Origin of the sequence: Streptomyces violascens, assembly GCF_014649955.1 — a bacterium.
Classification (GTDB): Bacteria; Actinomycetota; Actinomycetes; order Streptomycetales; family Streptomycetaceae; genus Streptomyces; species Streptomyces violascens.
The window spans coordinates 16363-30887 of record NZ_BMUA01000002.1; the positions used below are offsets into that span (position 1 = coordinate 16363).

General features: G+C 72.7%; 13 protein-coding genes. 5 read left to right on the top strand and 8 right to left on the bottom strand.

The features are described 5' to 3' along the window. Window positions 1–194: 194 nt before the first annotated feature. Window positions 195–1460 carry an MFS transporter gene (locus IE206_RS05185; RefSeq protein ID WP_189960823.1) on the top strand — a complete coding sequence of 422 codons (1266 nt, stop codon included), beginning with the start codon at window positions 195–197 and terminating at the stop codon, window positions 1458–1460. Here IE206_RS05185 and IE206_RS05190 read toward each other — a convergent pair. The 7 genes from IE206_RS05190 to IE206_RS05220 all read right to left on the bottom strand — a co-directional run bounded on the left by IE206_RS05190 (window position 1433) and on the right by IE206_RS05220 (window position 10289). Further along, window positions 1433–2887 carry a right-handed parallel beta-helix repeat-containing protein gene (locus IE206_RS05190; RefSeq protein ID WP_189960824.1) on the bottom strand — a complete coding sequence of 485 codons (1455 nt, stop codon included), beginning with the start codon at window positions 2885–2887 and terminating at the stop codon, window positions 1433–1435. The two genes, IE206_RS05185 and IE206_RS05190, sit on opposite strands and share 28 nt — an antisense overlap. Window positions 2888–3196: 309 nt before the next feature. Then, the gene (locus tag IE206_RS05195; protein ID WP_189960825.1) at window positions 3197–4528 is read right to left on the bottom strand and encodes a carboxyl transferase domain-containing protein; all 1332 of its coding nucleotides are present in this window, start codon (window positions 4526–4528) and stop codon (window positions 3197–3199) included. Beyond that, window positions 4521–5933, bottom strand: a complete 1413-nt coding sequence (locus IE206_RS05200) for an acyl-CoA synthetase (RefSeq protein WP_189960826.1) — start codon at window positions 5931–5933, stop codon at window positions 4521–4523. Before IE206_RS05200 ends, IE206_RS05195 begins: the two co-directional genes overlap by 8 nt. Window positions 5934–6079: 146 nt before the next feature. After that, window positions 6080–6736, bottom strand: a complete 657-nt coding sequence (locus IE206_RS05205; protein ID WP_189960827.1) for a LysE family transporter — start codon at window positions 6734–6736, stop codon at window positions 6080–6082. A 56-nt stretch (window positions 6737–6792) separates the two neighbouring features. Further along, complete coding sequence (locus IE206_RS05210) at window positions 6793–8403, bottom strand: GAF domain-containing protein (RefSeq protein WP_189960828.1); 1611 nt, start codon at window positions 8401–8403, stop codon at window positions 6793–6795. A gap of 57 nt (window positions 8404–8460) precedes the next feature. Then, entirely contained in the window at window positions 8461–9498 is a 1038-nt protein-coding gene (locus tag IE206_RS05215; protein ID WP_189960829.1) for a rod shape-determining protein, read from the bottom strand. A 224-nt stretch (window positions 9499–9722) separates the two neighbouring features. Next, entirely contained in the window at window positions 9723–10289 is a 567-nt protein-coding gene (locus IE206_RS05220; protein ID WP_189960830.1) for a hypothetical protein, read from the bottom strand. Window positions 10290–10436: 147 nt separating this feature from the next. Here IE206_RS05220 and IE206_RS05225 point away from each other — a divergent pair, with 147 nt between their 5' ends. Further along, window positions 10437–11117, top strand: a complete 681-nt coding sequence (locus IE206_RS05225; protein WP_189960831.1) for an SCO2400 family protein — start codon at window positions 10437–10439, stop codon at window positions 11115–11117. Window positions 11118–11229: 112 nt separating this feature from the next. Here IE206_RS05225 and IE206_RS05230 read toward each other — a convergent pair whose 3' ends face one another. After that, complete coding sequence (locus IE206_RS05230; RefSeq protein ID WP_189960832.1) at window positions 11230–11652, bottom strand: MarR family winged helix-turn-helix transcriptional regulator; 423 nt, start codon at window positions 11650–11652, stop codon at window positions 11230–11232. Window positions 11653–11804: 152 nt separating this feature from the next. On the opposite strand from IE206_RS05230, the gene IE206_RS05235 reads away from it, so the two are divergent. The 3 genes from IE206_RS05235 (at window position 11805) to pip (ending at window position 14481) form a co-directional block, all read left to right on the top strand. Further along, window positions 11805–12833 (top strand): NADP-dependent oxidoreductase, encoded by a 1029-nt coding sequence (locus IE206_RS05235; RefSeq protein WP_189960833.1) that lies wholly within the window; start codon window positions 11805–11807, stop codon window positions 12831–12833. Between the two features lie 156 nt (window positions 12834–12989). Next, a complete protein-coding gene (locus IE206_RS05240) occupies window positions 12990–13415 on the top strand; it encodes an organic hydroperoxide resistance protein (protein ID WP_189960834.1) in 426 nt (141 codons plus the stop codon). Window positions 13416–13518: 103 nt separating this feature from the next. Beyond that, a complete protein-coding gene (gene pip, locus IE206_RS05245; protein WP_189960835.1) occupies window positions 13519–14481 on the top strand; it encodes a prolyl aminopeptidase in 963 nt (320 codons plus the stop codon). Window positions 14482–14525: the final 44 nt, after the last annotated feature.

A 14525-nucleotide genomic window follows, 5' to 3' on the forward strand; every position in this document is an offset into this window, starting at 1 on the left:
TGCGGGGGTGCGGCGGCCGCATGCCGGTGGGCGGGGGGCGGGGTCACCGGAGGGCCCCCGTGGGGGCGCCCCCTGTGAGGTCGCCCCTACCTGGGCGCTCGCGGTGGGAGTTAGCATCCCGCGTGACCGAACAAGCCGAGCAGCCCACAGAGACGCCCGTACCGCCGGGTGCCGCCACCCGATCCGGTACTGGGGTGAACCGGTCGGAGGACTCCACGGAGATACGCGCGGCGCGGCGCCGGATATTCGCCGACCTCACGCCGTTCCGGATATCGCCGGACTACCGCCGGCTCTGGTTCGGCAACATGGTGTCGTGGGTCGGCAGTGGCATGACCGCGCTCGCGATCTCGCTCCAGGTCTACGACCTCACCGGCTCCAGCTTCTACGTCGGCCTGGTCGGCATCTTCACCCTCGTACCGCTGGTCGCGTTCGGACTGTACGGCGGGGCCATCGCCGACACCGTCGACCGGCGCAAGCTCGGTCTGCACAGTGCGCTCGGATCGGCCGCGCTCTCCGCGGCGCTCGCGGCCGGGACCTTCGCCGGGGTGGCGAACGTGTGGTTCCTGTACGCGGTCATCGCGCTCCAGTCGATCTGCCAGGCACTGAACGCCCCCGCCCGGTCGGCGATGATCCCCAAGCTGCTTCCGCCCGAGCAACTGCCCGCAGCCAATGCGCTCAACTCCATGATCATGACGACCGGCACGCTCGTCGGGCCGATGCTGGGCGGGCTCGTCGTCGGCTTCGCCGGGTACAAGACGGCGTACCTCATCGACGCGATCACCTTCGCCGCCTCCCTGTACGCGATGTGGCGGCTGCCCGCGATGCTGCCCGAGCGGACCGGCGCCAAGCGGGCCTCGGTCCTGGACGGGCTGCGGTTCCTCGCCACCCGGCCCAATCTGCGGATGACCTTCTTCAGCGACTTCTGCGCGATGATCCTGGCCCACCCCCGCGCCCTGTTCCCGGCCGTGGCCGTGCTCTGGTACGGCGGCGATGCCCGCACCACCGGCCTGCTCGTCGCGGCCCCCGCCGTCGGCGCGCTGCTCGGCGGGGTGTTCTCCGGCTGGCAGGGACGCATCCACCGGCACGGGCTCGCGGTGCTGATCTCGGTCGGCGGGTGGGGCGCCGCCATCGCGGTGTTCGGGCTGACCCGGCAGCTGTGGCTCGGCCTGTTCATGCTCGCCGTCGCCGGGTTCTCGGACACCGTGTCCATGGTGTTCCGCAACACGATGATGCAGGTCGCGGCCCCGGACGACATGCGCGGCCGGCTCCAGGGCGTCTTCATCGTGGTGGTCGCGGGCGGGCCCCGGCTCGGCGACTTCCTCGCCGGTACGGTCGCCGACCTCACCTCGCCCGCCGTGATGGTGGTGGGCGGCGGCATCGCCTGCGTCCTCGCGGTGACGGCGCTCGGCCTCGGCCGCCGGGGCTTCGCGCGCTACGACGCCCGCAACCCCGTCCCGTAACGGGGAGTCACGCCCGCGCCCTGGTAGGCGCCGATGTTCGGCGGGGAGGCGACGGGATTGCCGAACCAGTCCCGTACGACCCCGTCGGCGATGGGCGTGCCCGCCCTCAACGCCGGTGATTCCGATCGCAGTTGCACGTCGTACGGGCCTGCCGGAACCGGGGCGGCGAAGGCGGGGTCGGCGGTCACGGGGGAGCGGTCGGAGGGCGGCGCCGCGCCCACGCCCCGGTACAGGTTGTGGTCGTAGGTGTTGCGGGGGTCCGAGACCGGGGCGCCCCCGGCGGCGCTCGACACGAAGACGTTGTTGCGGAAGGTGACGTTCCCGGGCCCGTTGTCGCTGACCATGGCCGTGCCGGACTGGTTGGTCACGATGGTGTTGTCGTACACCTGGGTGCGCGTCGAGGGCCCGCACACCACCGACACGATGCCGTAGGGCGCGCTGCGGTTGCGGTCGTTGACGCTGATGTTGTGGCGCACGGCGTTGTCGGCGGAGGTCATGCCGCCGCCGTTGCAGACGAGCAGGAAGCCGCCCTCGTTGTCGTGGCTGTAGTTGTACTGGTAGACGTTGCCGTTGTTGCCGCCGTCGATGTCGAACGCCATCGAGTCCCGGGTGCCGTGGCCGTGCGTGACCTCGTTGTACTGGTAGCGGACGTGGTCCGCGTTCCACGCCCACAGACCGGCGTTGTAGCCGGCGGAGCGCATGTTGAACCCGTCGACGCTGTTGTGCTCGGCGAGCGCGCCGTCCGTGTTCTGGACGACGATGCCGTCGCCGCCGGCGTCGGTGACGCGGTTGTTCTCGATGCGGAGTGCGGTGATCGGCACGAAGGCGGTGCCGGGGCCGTCGGGGTACTCGGGGCGGTGGCCCCAGGTCGACGAGGTCCCGATGCCGGTGCGGTCGACGTGGCTCACGGTGGAGCCGGTGACGGTGACGTCGTCGAAGCCGGTGGGGGTGGCTGCGCCCTGCACCGCGAAGAGAATGCCGCCGGACGGGTCCGGGTCCTTGAAGTCGGCCCCGTTGACGTCGTGCACGTCCACGTCGCGTACGGCGTAGTGGTGGCCGGTGCCGAAGTCGGTGAGCCGGACGAGGACGCCTGCGCGGCGGGCGGTCGTGGTGGCGGGGCCGGTGTTGGAGACGTCCAGGTCGTGCAGTTCCCACTGCTGGACGTTGTCGAGGAGTACGGCGGCGCGGGCGCCGTTGCCTTGCAGGCGCGGCTTGTTGCCGGTGCCGCTGCCGTACGCTCCGGCCGATATGGGGCGGCCGGGGGTGCCCGAACCCCTTGGGGTGAAGGTGCCTGTGCAGGTGGTGCCGCGTTGGAAGAGGATCTGGTCGCCCGGGCGGTACGTTCTGGCGCTTGCCCTTGCGAGCGTGCGGAGGGGTTTGGCGGGGGTGGTGCCGGGGTTGTTGTCGTTGCCGGCGCGGCAGTCCACGTAGTAGGTGGTGGGGGTTTGGGGGGGCTGATGCTCCGGCTTGGGCGGGGGCGGTCAGAAGGGCGAGGGCGGTGAGGGCGGTGAGTGCGCCCAGGGCCGGGAGTGGGGGCGGGTTTCGTCGCGTCATGCGGGTGAGGATCCCCTTGGGGGTCGGCTTCCCAACCGGGCGTTCGCGAAAGTCCAAGGGGCCGGTTGGTTTGTCCGGGGGCGCCGGCCCGCCCGCGCCCCCGGCGTTGGTGGGCCCGGCCCGTCCTGGGGCTCGGCCCCAGACCCCGATGGCCCCACCCCAGGGGTGGGGTGGGGGAGGAGTTACGCGCCCAGTACCCCCCTCGCCACCCCCAGCTCCACCAAATCCTGCGGGCGCAACCGGAGCTGGGAGGCCGTGCTCCGTACCTCCGATTCCGGTCGCTTCAGGATCGCCGCCGCCAGCTCCGGCGCGATCACCGAGAAGTAGCTGTCCGCCGTCACCCACGTGCGGTCCGGGGACGTCAGGGCCAGGGCTCCTCCCGAGCCTCCCTCGCCGATCACCAGCGTGGTCACCGGCACCCTCGCGGAGGCCAGCGCCGCGAAGGCGTCGGCGATCGCGGCGCCCTGGCCCGCCCGTTCCGCCGCCGCGTCGTTCGCCGCGCCCGGGGTGTCCACCAGGGTCAGGACCGGGATGCCCAGGCGGTCGGCCAGGCGGATCAGGCGGGCCGCCGTGCGGTAGCCCGCCGGGGTGGTCGCGGTGCCGGTCTGCGCTGCGTACGCGTACGAGATCCCCTTGTGCAGGCCGAACCCGCACAGCATTCCCGGGTCCACGCCTCCGCACCGGTCGCCCGACAGCGCCTGCCGGTGGGGGAAGTACGCGTCCAGGTAGGACTCGGCCCGTGGGCGTTCCGGCGAGCGGGCCCGGGTCACCGCCTCCCAGCCGTCCGCCGGGAGGCCCGACGCTCCGAACGGGGCCGGCACCGGTGCCGGGCCGCAATGGCCGGCTCCGGCCAGCAACGTCAGCCAGCCCGCCAGCACGGTCCGCAGGTCCTGCGTCCGTACGATCGCGTCGATCTGGCCCGCCGCCAGCTGGCCCTGCGCTCCGTACGCCGCCGGGTCCGCGTCCGCCGGGCGCACCCGGGAGCCCGCGAAGCCGATCTGGGCGCCCGGCAGGGCCAGGATCACATCGGCGCCCGCGCCGAGGGTGGCCCAGCCGCCGCCCGTCGTCGGGTCGCGCAGGACCGCGATCTGGGGGAGCCCGGCCTCTCTGAGCAGCGTCGACTGCCGTGCCACGCGCTGGAGTTGGGTCAGTGCCAGCATGCCCTCCTGCATGCGGCTGCCACCCGTGGCGATCAGCGACACCAGCGGAAGACGCCGCTCCCGCGCCATCTCGTACGCCGCCTCCAGGCGGTCACCCGTCCGCTGCCCCAGTGACCCGCCCAGGAAGCCGAACTCGAAGGAGAGCAGCACGCATGGCCGTCCTTCGACGGTCGCCAGGCCGCAGATCACCGATTCCTTCTCGCCCGTACGCTCCGTCGCGCGCGCCCGTGACGTTCCGTAGCCCGACCATGCGAGGGGGCCGTCCTGCGGGAAGTCCCCGTCGACGACCTCCAGTTCCTCGAAGGCCGTCGCCACGGCCGTGATCGCTTCCCTCGCCGACATCCGCTCAGACATGCAGGGCCCGCTTCATGATCTTCCCCATGTCGTTGCGGGGGAGTTCGGGGAGGTAGTGCACCACGCGGGGGCGCTTGTGCGGGGCCAGCTGCGTCGCTACGTGGTTCGTCAACTCGGCTTCCTCCGGCGGGGACTGGGGGTCCGTCGGGACCACCCATGCCACGATGCGCTCGCCCAGGTCCGCGTCCGGCTCGCCCGTCACCGCGGCCTCGCGGACGCCCGGGTGGTCGAGCAGCGCGTTCTCGATCTCGCCCGCTCCGATCTTGTAACCGCCGCTCTTGATCAGGTCGGTGGCCTTGCGGCCGACGATCCGCACCTGGCCGTCCGCGTCCCGGCTCGCCATGTCGCCGGTGCGGAACCAGCCGTCCTCGGTGAAGGCCGCGGCCGTCGCGTCCGGCCGGTTGAGGTAGCCGCTGAACAGGTTCGGGCCGCGTACCTGGATCTCGCCGATGCCGTCGGCCTCGTCGGCGAGGCGCAGCTCTACGCCGGGCAGCGGCAGGCCGACCGTGCCGGGGCGGGCCCCGCCGTCCGACCTCGCGGCGCACAGCATGAGGGTTTCGGTCATGCCGTACCGCTCGATCACCGCACGGCCCGTCGCCTCGGCGATCCGGCGGTGGTCGGGCGCGGGGAGCGCCGCCGAGCCGGACACCAGCAGGCGTGCGCCCGCCAGCGCCTTCGTCAACTCCCCGTCCCCGCCCACCGATTCGGCGATCCGGTGATACATCGTCGGCACCCCGAACAGCATCGTCGCGCCCGCCGACAGCTCCCGCGTCACGCCCTGGACCGAGAACCGGCCGAGGTGGCGCACCGAGCCGCCGCGGCGCAGCGGGCCGAGAATGCCGAGGATCAGCCCGTGCACGTGGAACAGCGGAAGGCCGTGCACCAGCACGTCGTCGGCCGTCCAGCCCCAGGCGCCCTGCAACGCGTCCAGCGTCGCCGCGAGCGCACGCCTCGGCAGCACCGCGCCCTTCGGCGGGCCGGTCGTGCCGGAGGTGTACACGATCAGAGCGGCCGACTCGTCGGCGGGCTCGGGCGGCAGCGCCGTCGCCACTCCGGTGAGCGGCACGTCGATCCTCGTCAACGTGGCGACTGCGGACGGAAGTTGGTCGCCCGGTGAAGCCAGCACCAGCGTCGGCTCGCTGTCTCCCACGATGTGGGTCAGTTCGCGTTCGCCCGTCTTCGGGTTCAGCGGCACCACGGGGACGCCCGCGACGAGCGCCGCCACCACGCCGATCACCGTCTGCGGGGTCGGCGTCGCCCAGACCGCGACCCGCCCGGCGCCCGCGATCCTGCGGGCGAGGGAGCCTGCCGCGCCCGCCAGTTCGGCGTGGGTCAGCGACAGGTCGCCGAAGCGGATCGCCTCCCGGGGCTCGGCGGCGTACAGGGAGGGGAAGAGAGGGGACACGTACGGGACTCCTCGGACATCGACGGCGCGGGCGGGGCCCGAACCGTGCCGGGTCCCAGGTCGTCGACCCTACGCGGCGCCGTCCGGACGCATGATCCGCATCCTGCCGTACGGGTCCCCGCGTTCCGCTGGAGCGGGCCGTTCCCTCAGGGCAGGGGGAGCGCGACCTTCACCGCGTACAGCGCGACCAGGCCGTACCCGGCGCGGAACGTCCAGGCGCGGGCCGCCGGGGAGATCCGGGCGCCGGCGAACCCGCTCGCCGCCACCAGAAACTGCTGCCAGGCCAGCGAGGCCAGGAAGACTCCCGTCACGAACACCACCCCCGCCGCGCCGCCGGTGAGGGAGGCGCCGCGGGCGGTGGTCAGGGCGGCGAAGTAGAGGGCGGTGGTGGGGTTGACGAGGGTGAGGGCGGCGAAACGGGCGAAGGTGCGGGCGGGTCCTTCCTTCTTCGCCGGGCGAGGCGTCTCGTCGCGTGCCTCATCCGCCTCGTGCGCCTCGCACCCGGTCCCACGCGACCGAGCCCCCCACAGCCCCCGCCCCGCGATCACCGCAAGCACCAGGGCCGACACCAGCCGCACCCACGCCTCCACGCCGGACAGCGCCTCGGCGACCAGGGGGCCGAGCGCGGTGGCCAGGGCCGCGTAGGCGAGGTCGGCCGTGGCCACGGCCGCCGCCGCGGCCATCGCGCCCCGGCGCCCGCGCATCCCCTCCTGGATCAGCAGCACACCGACCGCGCCCACCGGCACGGCCACTCCGAGGCCCGCCGCCGCGCCCGCCATCGCTGTCGTCCAGAGACCGTTCACGGCAGCCACTGTGGGGTGCCGTGCGTGCCGTACGCAGCCGATTTTCCCGGCACCCGCTAGTGCAGCGGGGCCTGCCAGGTCAGGGTCGTGCCGCGGATGCCGTCGTCGCGCATGCCGTTGTCGACGACGGTCAGGCGCACCCCGGGACGACCGTCGGGGAGTTCGGCGCCCGCGTCGACGACGACGCGTACCGAGGACACCCCGGCCCGGCGGTGGGCCGCCGCCAGTGCGCCGCGCAGGGCTGCGATGAGCTGGGTGTCCACCGGCTCGGCGACCAGCGTGTCGACCGCGCCCTCGAAGCGGACCGAGGGCCGGAAGCCGAGCAGCGCACCCGCGCCGGCCGTTTCGCGCAGGACCCGGCCGCGCAGGGTCGTCGGGGCGTCGGCAGGCGGCTGCTGGAGGGCGAAGATCGCGGTGCGGACCTCCTGGATGGTGGAGTCGAGCTCGTCGACGGCCCGGGTCAGCATCTCGTCGGTGTCGTCGGCCGCGGCCTTCTCGGCCCGGCGCCGGGTGGACTCCAGCATCATCTCGGTCGCGAACAGGCGCTGCACGACGAGGTCGTGGAGGTCGCGGGCGATCCGGTCGCGGTCCTCGTACACCGCGAGCTGTTCGCGGTTGTGCTGGGCGTCGGCCAGGACGAGCGCGAGGGCCGCCTGCGAGGCGAACTGGGCGGCGAGCAGCCGGTCGACCGCCGTGTACGGGCGGTCGCCGCGCCGCCGGGGCAGCGCGAGCGTGCCGATCAGCTTCCCGCCGCTCTGCAGCGGCAGCATCATGCTCGGCCCGAACCGGGTGCGTACGTGCGTGGTCATCCGGGGGTCGGTCGCCGAATCCTCGACGAACACCGGTTCCCCGCCCAGGAGTTGGACCAGGACCGGTGAGCCGGGCTCGATGGTCGTGCCGACGATGTCGTCGGGGTCGTCCGGCGCGGACGCGGCGACGATCTCCATGCCGCCGGCCGCGGTGGGCTGGAGCACCACCCCGGCCGCCGCGCCCGCGAGCAGCCGGGCCCGTTCCGCCACCGTCATCAGCGCGTTGGCCGCGCTCTCGCCGGTGAGCAGGGAGGTGGTGACGGCGGCGGCGCCCTCGATCCAGCGCTCCCGCAGCCGTACGGTCTCGTACAGCCGCGTGTTGCCGATGGCGATGCCCGCCTGTGCGGCGAGGACCCGCAGCTGCGCCAGGTCCTCCTCGGTGAAGGGGCCGCCGCGCTTCTCGGTGAGGTAGAGGTTGCCGAAGACCTGGTTGTGCACCCGCAGGGGTACGCCGAGGAACGAGGTCATCGGCGGGTGGCCCGGCGGCAGTCCGGCCGAGCGGGGGTCGGTGTGCCGGTCGTCCAGGCGCAGGGGCCGCGGGTCCTGGATGAGGGCGCCGAGCAGTCCGGTGCGGCCGTCGGGCAGTGCGCCGATGCGCTCGCGCTCGGCGTCGGTGAGGCCGGTGGTGTACAGCTCGGTGAGCAGGCCGCGCTCGGGGTCGACCACGCCGAGCGCCCCGTACCGGGCGTCGGTCAGCTCGGCCGCCGTGTCCACGATGTGCTGGAGCGTGGTGCGCAGTTCGAGGTCCGTTCCGACGCCGAGCACCGCTTCCAGGAGCATCGGCAGCCGGGGCGCGGTGCTGTCCGGACTCTCCGGCGGGCGGGGCGGCGTGCTGTCCGGACTCTCCGCTTCACTCATCCTTCGAGGATCCCTCACCGCGGCCGCCCGGCCCGGCAGGGGCGACTGTCGCGCCGCTCACTCGGCCAGCGGGTCGAGGACCATGGGGTGGATCTGGCCCTCCAGCATCGCGCCGAGGCCGAGGATCGCGCACACGTCGGGCCGTTCCGCGATGTGCACCGGCATGCCCGTGGAGGCGCGCAGCATCTCGTCGAGGCCGGGCAGCAGCGCACTGCCGCCGACCATCATGATGCCCCGCTCGGCGAGGTCGGCGACCAGGTCCGGAGGGCAGTCCCGCAGCACCTTGCCGATGCCGTCGAGCACGGCGGTCAGCGGGGTGTGGATGGCGTCGCGTACGGCGGCCGTGTCGACCAGGACCGAGCGGGCGAGGCCGGTGGCCACGTCGCGCCCGTGGATCTCGGTGGACTCCGGGCCCATCGGGCTGAGGCCGTTGCCGTGCAGGGCCAGTTGCAGCGGGCGCACGGACTGGCTCGGCAGCATCAGGGCGTGCTGGAGGCGCAGGTGCTGGATGACGGCGTGGTCGATGGCATCGCCGCCGACCGGGAGGCGGACGGCGGTCACGATGGCGCCGAGCGAGAGCACGGCGATCTGGGTCGTGGCCGCCCCGCACACGATGATCATGGTGGCGGTGGGCTGCTCCACGGGGAGCCCGCAGCCGACGGCGGCCGCGATCAGGGTGTCGACGAGCTCGACCCGGCGGGCGCCGATCCCCATCAGGGTCTCGCGCGCGGCGCGCTGGGCGAGCGGGTCGCTGTCGTGCGGCGTGCAGGCGGCGGCGCGCAGCCCCGGCTTGCGGCGCAACTGGCGGCGCAGCTTCTCGCCGAGGAGGTGGCGCAGCATGCGCTGGGCCATCTCGACGTCGACGACGGTGCCGCCGGTCACGGGGCGGGCCACCCGGATGTAGTCCGGGGTGCGGCCCGTCATCTGTTCGGCGAAGGTGCCGACGGCGATGAGCGCGCCGGTGCGGGTGTTGACGGCGGCCACGCTCGGCTCGTCCACGACGAGCCCGGCTCCCTTGATGTAGACCCGGGTTCTGGCGGCCCCGAGGTCGACGGCTACATGGCAACGGCGCAACTGCTCAAGACTGACGGTCACGGCAGATCCTCCCGAGAGCGGTACTTAGTTCGCATAGTGCGACCGCTCGGTGATCGGCGCGCGCTGGAATGCGCCGGTCGGGGAGCCGGGACCTGACGCCCAGCCAGAAAGCCTCCGGCCCGCAGGCCGACCTCCGTTTCTTCGGGCCCGGCCCGCGGTCGGGTCGGGGTGGGTGCTGCCGGCTTGTCGACAGGGCGGGTCGTTCGCGCGGCGGCCTGTGGACCTCAGGGCAGGAGGCGTTGCAGCAGCCCCCATGTGAATTCCGCGACGCGTGTGCCGCCGCCGGGCAGGGTGATGGCCAGCTGCCAGCGCGTCGGCGCCGAGCCCTCCATCGGGCGGGCCGGGGCGAAGGCCCGCGCCACCTCGTCCACCGTGCACGACCAGGGGCGCAGATCGTCCTCCCCGCGCAGCTCGGGACCCGGTATGCCGGGGGCTCTGACCAGCCATTCGTTCCACACCGCACCACCGGGCCCGGCCAGCACCTCGAACCGCAGCCCCGGCCAGAGCGGCACCGGCCACAGCTGCGCCTCGCAGTCCAGATCGCCGATCCTGCGCGGCACGACCGACTCGGGTGCCCCCAGGACCGAGCGGTAGCGGGACAGCGCGCCCCGGGAACGGGCCGAGCGGACCATCGCCTGCCAGCGTCTGTTGGCCTCGCGCATGTCCGCGATCGAGGCGCCCAGCTCATGGCGGGCGTCCTCGACGAGCTCCGGCTGGTGGTCGGCCATCCGTCGCAGCAGCACGAGTTGGAAGTCCAGCGGGCCGAACGGCCGCGTCACGGTTTCCGTCATGACGTCCATCCTGCCCGGCCCCACTGACAACGCCCCGGTCCATGGCGATTCGTCACGCGGACACGCCCCGGAGGCGGCTCTTCCGCACAAGATCCACACATCTCCGGCCCCTTTTGTTGCCCGGCCGCCGCATAGCCTCCCTGGGCCATGGATTACTGCCACTCCTGCCGACGGCACCTCAACGGCGCACTGGCCTGTGCCGGATGCGGAACTCCCGCGGAGGCGCTGGCGCCCGCGCCCGAGGACGAGCTCCTGGTGTACGCCGGGCGGCCGTCGTCCCGCCGTGCGGAGGTGTTCGTACCTTCCGGTCATCGCCGTGCCGGCAAGGGGCGCCGGGCCCGGCGCAAGCGGGGCAAGGTGGTCCTCTTCGGCTCGGCCGGGCTGGTCATGGTGGCCGTGGCGGTGGGATTCGCGCAACTGGCCCTGGAAGGTCCGGTGGACGACCGGGCCTCCACCGTGCACGAGGATCAGACCATCTCCGATCCCCAGCCCCTGCCGTCGGGCAGTGCGGCGGGGGTGCCGTCCCGGCCTACGGCCAAGCCCGTTTCCTCTCGGGGTCACGGGCGGGGGTCCGGCGCCGCCTCCGGGGAGCCCGGCCGCGCCGGCGAGGGTGAGGTCGCGGCGCGCAAGAGCGGCCCCCCACCCAAGACGTCTGCCCCGGGCGGCCCGGGCCCCCGGCCCTCCTCGTCCCTGCCGGCTTCTTCGGCTGCGCCGGGGGCGTCCGATGCGCCCGCGCCGGGCGGGTCGGTGCCCTCCGAGCAGCCTTCCCAGCCGCCGGCCCCTGCTCCGACCAAGCCCTGCAGGCGATTCCTCTGGTGGTGCACCTGAGCCGCTGTTGCCGTGGGCTCCGCCCCGGACTCCCGCTCCTCGAACTCCGCCAAGGGCTTCGTCCAGGGGGACCCGTAAGAGGCCGAGTGGGTGCGGCAGGACCAGACAGGCCCTAGGCCCCCAGCATCCTCTTGAGCAGATCCCGCAGCGCCGTCCGCTCCTCGGCCGAAAGTTCCGCCAGCGGCTCCCTCGCGAAGTTCAGGGAGTCGCGCAGGTCGGTCGCGGTGGTGAGGCCGTCGGGGGTCGGGGCGGCCAGTTTGACGCGGCGGTCCGCCGGGTCGGGGCGGCGTTCCACCAGGCCGCGCGCTTCGAGGCGGTCGACGATGCCCGTGATGTTCGACGGCTCGCACTTCAGCTTGTGGGCGATCTGCCGCATCGGCATCGGTTCGAGGGCGAGCAGTCCGAGGACCCGGGCCTGCGCGCCGGTGAGGGAGTGCTCGGCGGCGGCCCGCTCGTACTCCTCGTAGTAGCGGCCGACGACCGTGCCGATCAGCTCGACCACTTCGAGGCTCAGGGGATCCATTCGGGGGGACATGCCCTCAGCGTACCGAGTTACTTGACAATCTCAAATATCTCGGCGCATTGTTCTTTCAGTACCTGAAGTATTCGGGGTGCCGCCCACCAGGCCGCGCCCTGCCATGTACTCGATGTATCGATCAGCCTTTGCTTCGCAGGAGGACGCACCCCATGGCCACCTCGCCCGCACTCCCCGCCACCAGCCGTGAATGGCACCTCGTCGCCCGCCCGAACGGCTGGCCCGTGCCCTCCGACTTCGCGCTGCGCGAGACCCCTGTCACCGAGCCCGCGCCGGGTCGGATCCTGGTCCGGAACCTGTTCATGTCGGTCGACCCGTACATGCGCGGCCGCATGAACGACGTGAAGTCCTACGTCCCGCCGTTCCAGCTGGAGCGGCCGATGGAGGGCGGCGCGGTCGGCGAGGTCATCGCCTCGAACGACGACAAGTTCGCCGTCGGCGACCACGTCCTGCACGGGCTCGGCTGGCGCGAGTACGCCGACCTCGACGCCCAGCACGCCACCAAGGTCGACGGCGAGCTCGCCCCGCTCTCTGCCTACCTCGGCGTCCTCGGCATGCCGGGCCTCACCGCGTACGCCGGTCTCCTGGACGTCGCCTCCTTCAAGGAGGGCGACGCCGTGTTCGTCTCCGGTGCCGCGGGTGCCGTCGGCAGCCAGGTCGGCCAGATCGCCCGGCTCAAGGGTGCCTCGCGCGTCATCGGCTCGGCCGGTTCCGACGAGAAGGTCAAGTGGCTCGTGGAGGAGCTCGGCTTCGACGCCGCCTTCAACTACAAGAAGGGTCCGGTCCTGGAGCAGCTGCGCGCGGCCGCCCCGGACGGCATCGACGTCTACTTCGACAACGTCGGCGGCGAGCACCTCGAAGCGGCCATCTCCGCGCTCAACGTGCACGGCCGCGCCACCCTCTGCGGCGCGATCGCGGGCTACAACGACACCGAGCCCACCCCCGGCCCCCGCAACATGATGATGATCATCGGCAAGCGGCTGCAGCTCAAGGGCGTCCTGGTCGGTGACCACTACGGCATGCAGCAGCAGTTCGTCGGCGAGGTCGCGGGCTGGCTGGCCTCGGGCGAGCTCAAGTACAACGAGACCGTCGTCGACGGCATCGAGAACGGCGTCGACGCCTTCCTCGGCATGCTGCGCGGCGAGAACACCGGAAAGATGGTCGTCTCCTTCGGCAAGTAAGGACCTGGGCGGGCAGCTCCTCGACAGGCTGGGTGCGCGGCCCGGGGTGACCCATCGCACACTCCCCCTCACGGTTTCCGCGATCCGATAAGGTTTTTCCACATCCCGGCGGCCGTGAGGCGCGAGCGGCCGCGAACCCAGGAGGAGCACCCCAGCATGTCCATACAGAAGTCCGAGGTCCTCTACACCGCCGTCGCCACCGCCGAGAACGGCCGCGACGGCCGCGTCTCCACCGACGACGGCCGGCTGGACGTCGTCGTGAACCCGCCGAAGGAGATGGGCGGCAGCGGCGCGGGCACCAACCCCGAGCAGCTCTTCGCGGCCGGCTACAGCGCCTGCTTCCAGGGCGCCCTCGGCGTCGTCGCGCGCAACGAGAAGGCCGACATCTCCGGCTCGACGGTCACCGCGCACGTCGGCATCGGCAAGAACGACGACGGCTTCGGCATCTACGTCGAGATCACCGCGACCATCCCGAACGTGGACCGCGCCACCGCGCAGGACCTCATCGAGAAGGCCCACCAGGTCTGCCCGTACTCCAAGGCGACCCGCGGCAACATCACGGTGAACCTCGCCGTCGCGTAACCAGTGCCCTGCGAAGGACCGCGCCCCGACTAGGTGCGGTCCTTCGTCATGCCGCCCGGCGCGACCTTCCCGCCGGGCGGCGCCCTTTGCCATGCTGGCCCGCATGACCTTTCCCGAGACGGCCCCGTACGACCACGGCATGCTCGACACCGGTGACGGCAACCTCGTCCACTGGGAAGTCTGCGGAAACCCCGACGGAAAGCCCGCCGTCGTGGTGCACGGCGGGCCCGGCTCCGGCGCGGGGCCCTTCTGGCGCCGCTACTTCGACCCGGCCCGCTATCGCGTCGTCCTCTTCGACCAGCGCGGCTGCGGCCGCTCCACGCCACCCGTCAGCGATGCGGAGACCGGCCTCGAAACCAACACCACACACCATCTGATCGCGGACATGGAGCAGCTGCGCGAGCACCTCGGCATCGCCAAGTGGCTCGTGTTCGGCGGTAGTTGGGGCTCCACGCTCGGCCTGGCGTACGCGCAGACGCACCCGGAGCGGGTCAGCGAGATCGTCCTCTTCTCGGTCGTGACGACCAGCCGCGCCGAAGTGGACTGGATCACCGAGGGCGTCCGGGTCCACTTCCCCGACGCGTGGGCCGCCTACCGCGACGCGGCCCAGCCCCGTGAGGGCGAGCGAGTGGTCGACGCGTACGCCCGGCTGCTCGCCGACCCGGACCCGGCCGTGCGCGAGGAGGCCGCCCGCAACTGGTGCCGCTGGGAGGAGACCCACGTACAGGCGGCGGGCGCGCAACTCGTCGACGAGTTCCTCGATGAGCGGTTCTCCGACCCCGCCTTCCGGATGACCTACGCCCGCCTCGTCACCCACTACTGGCGCCACGCCGCCTGGCTGGACGACGGCCAACTCGTCGACGGCGTACGCAAGTGGGACTCGATTCCCGGTGTTCTCGTCACCGGAGGGCTGGACCTCAGCTCGCCGCCCGACCCGGCGCGGGCACTCGCCGCGGCCTGGCCGGGCTGCGAACTGCTGGTGATCGACGAGGCCGGGCACGGCCTGGGCCACTCCGGCATGAGCGGTGCGGCCCAGGCGGCGCTCGACAGGTTCGCCCGCCACTGAGCGATCCAGTGCTGAGCGATCCGATGCCGAGTGAGCCGTGACTT

Coding starts and splice junctions, on each gene's coding strand:
- IE206_RS05195 (WP_189960825.1), bottom strand. CDS start 4,528: ATGTCTGAGCGGATGTCGGCGAGGGAAGCGATCACGGCCGTGGCGACG.
- IE206_RS05210 (WP_189960828.1), bottom strand. CDS start 8,403: ATGAGTGAAGCGGAGAGTCCGGACAGCACGCCGCCCCGCCCGCCGGAG.
- IE206_RS05220 (WP_189960830.1), bottom strand. CDS start 10,289: ATGACGGAAACCGTGACGCGGCCGTTCGGCCCGCTGGACTTCCAACTC.
- IE206_RS05225 (WP_189960831.1), top strand. CDS start 10,437: ATGGATTACTGCCACTCCTGCCGACGGCACCTCAACGGCGCACTGGCC.
- IE206_RS05230 (WP_189960832.1), bottom strand. CDS start 11,652: ATGTCCCCCCGAATGGATCCCCTGAGCCTCGAAGTGGTCGAGCTGATC.
- IE206_RS05235 (WP_189960833.1), top strand. CDS start 11,805: ATGGCCACCTCGCCCGCACTCCCCGCCACCAGCCGTGAATGGCACCTC.
- IE206_RS05240 (WP_189960834.1), top strand. CDS start 12,990: ATGTCCATACAGAAGTCCGAGGTCCTCTACACCGCCGTCGCCACCGCC.
- pip (WP_189960835.1), top strand. CDS start 13,519: ATGACCTTTCCCGAGACGGCCCCGTACGACCACGGCATGCTCGACACC.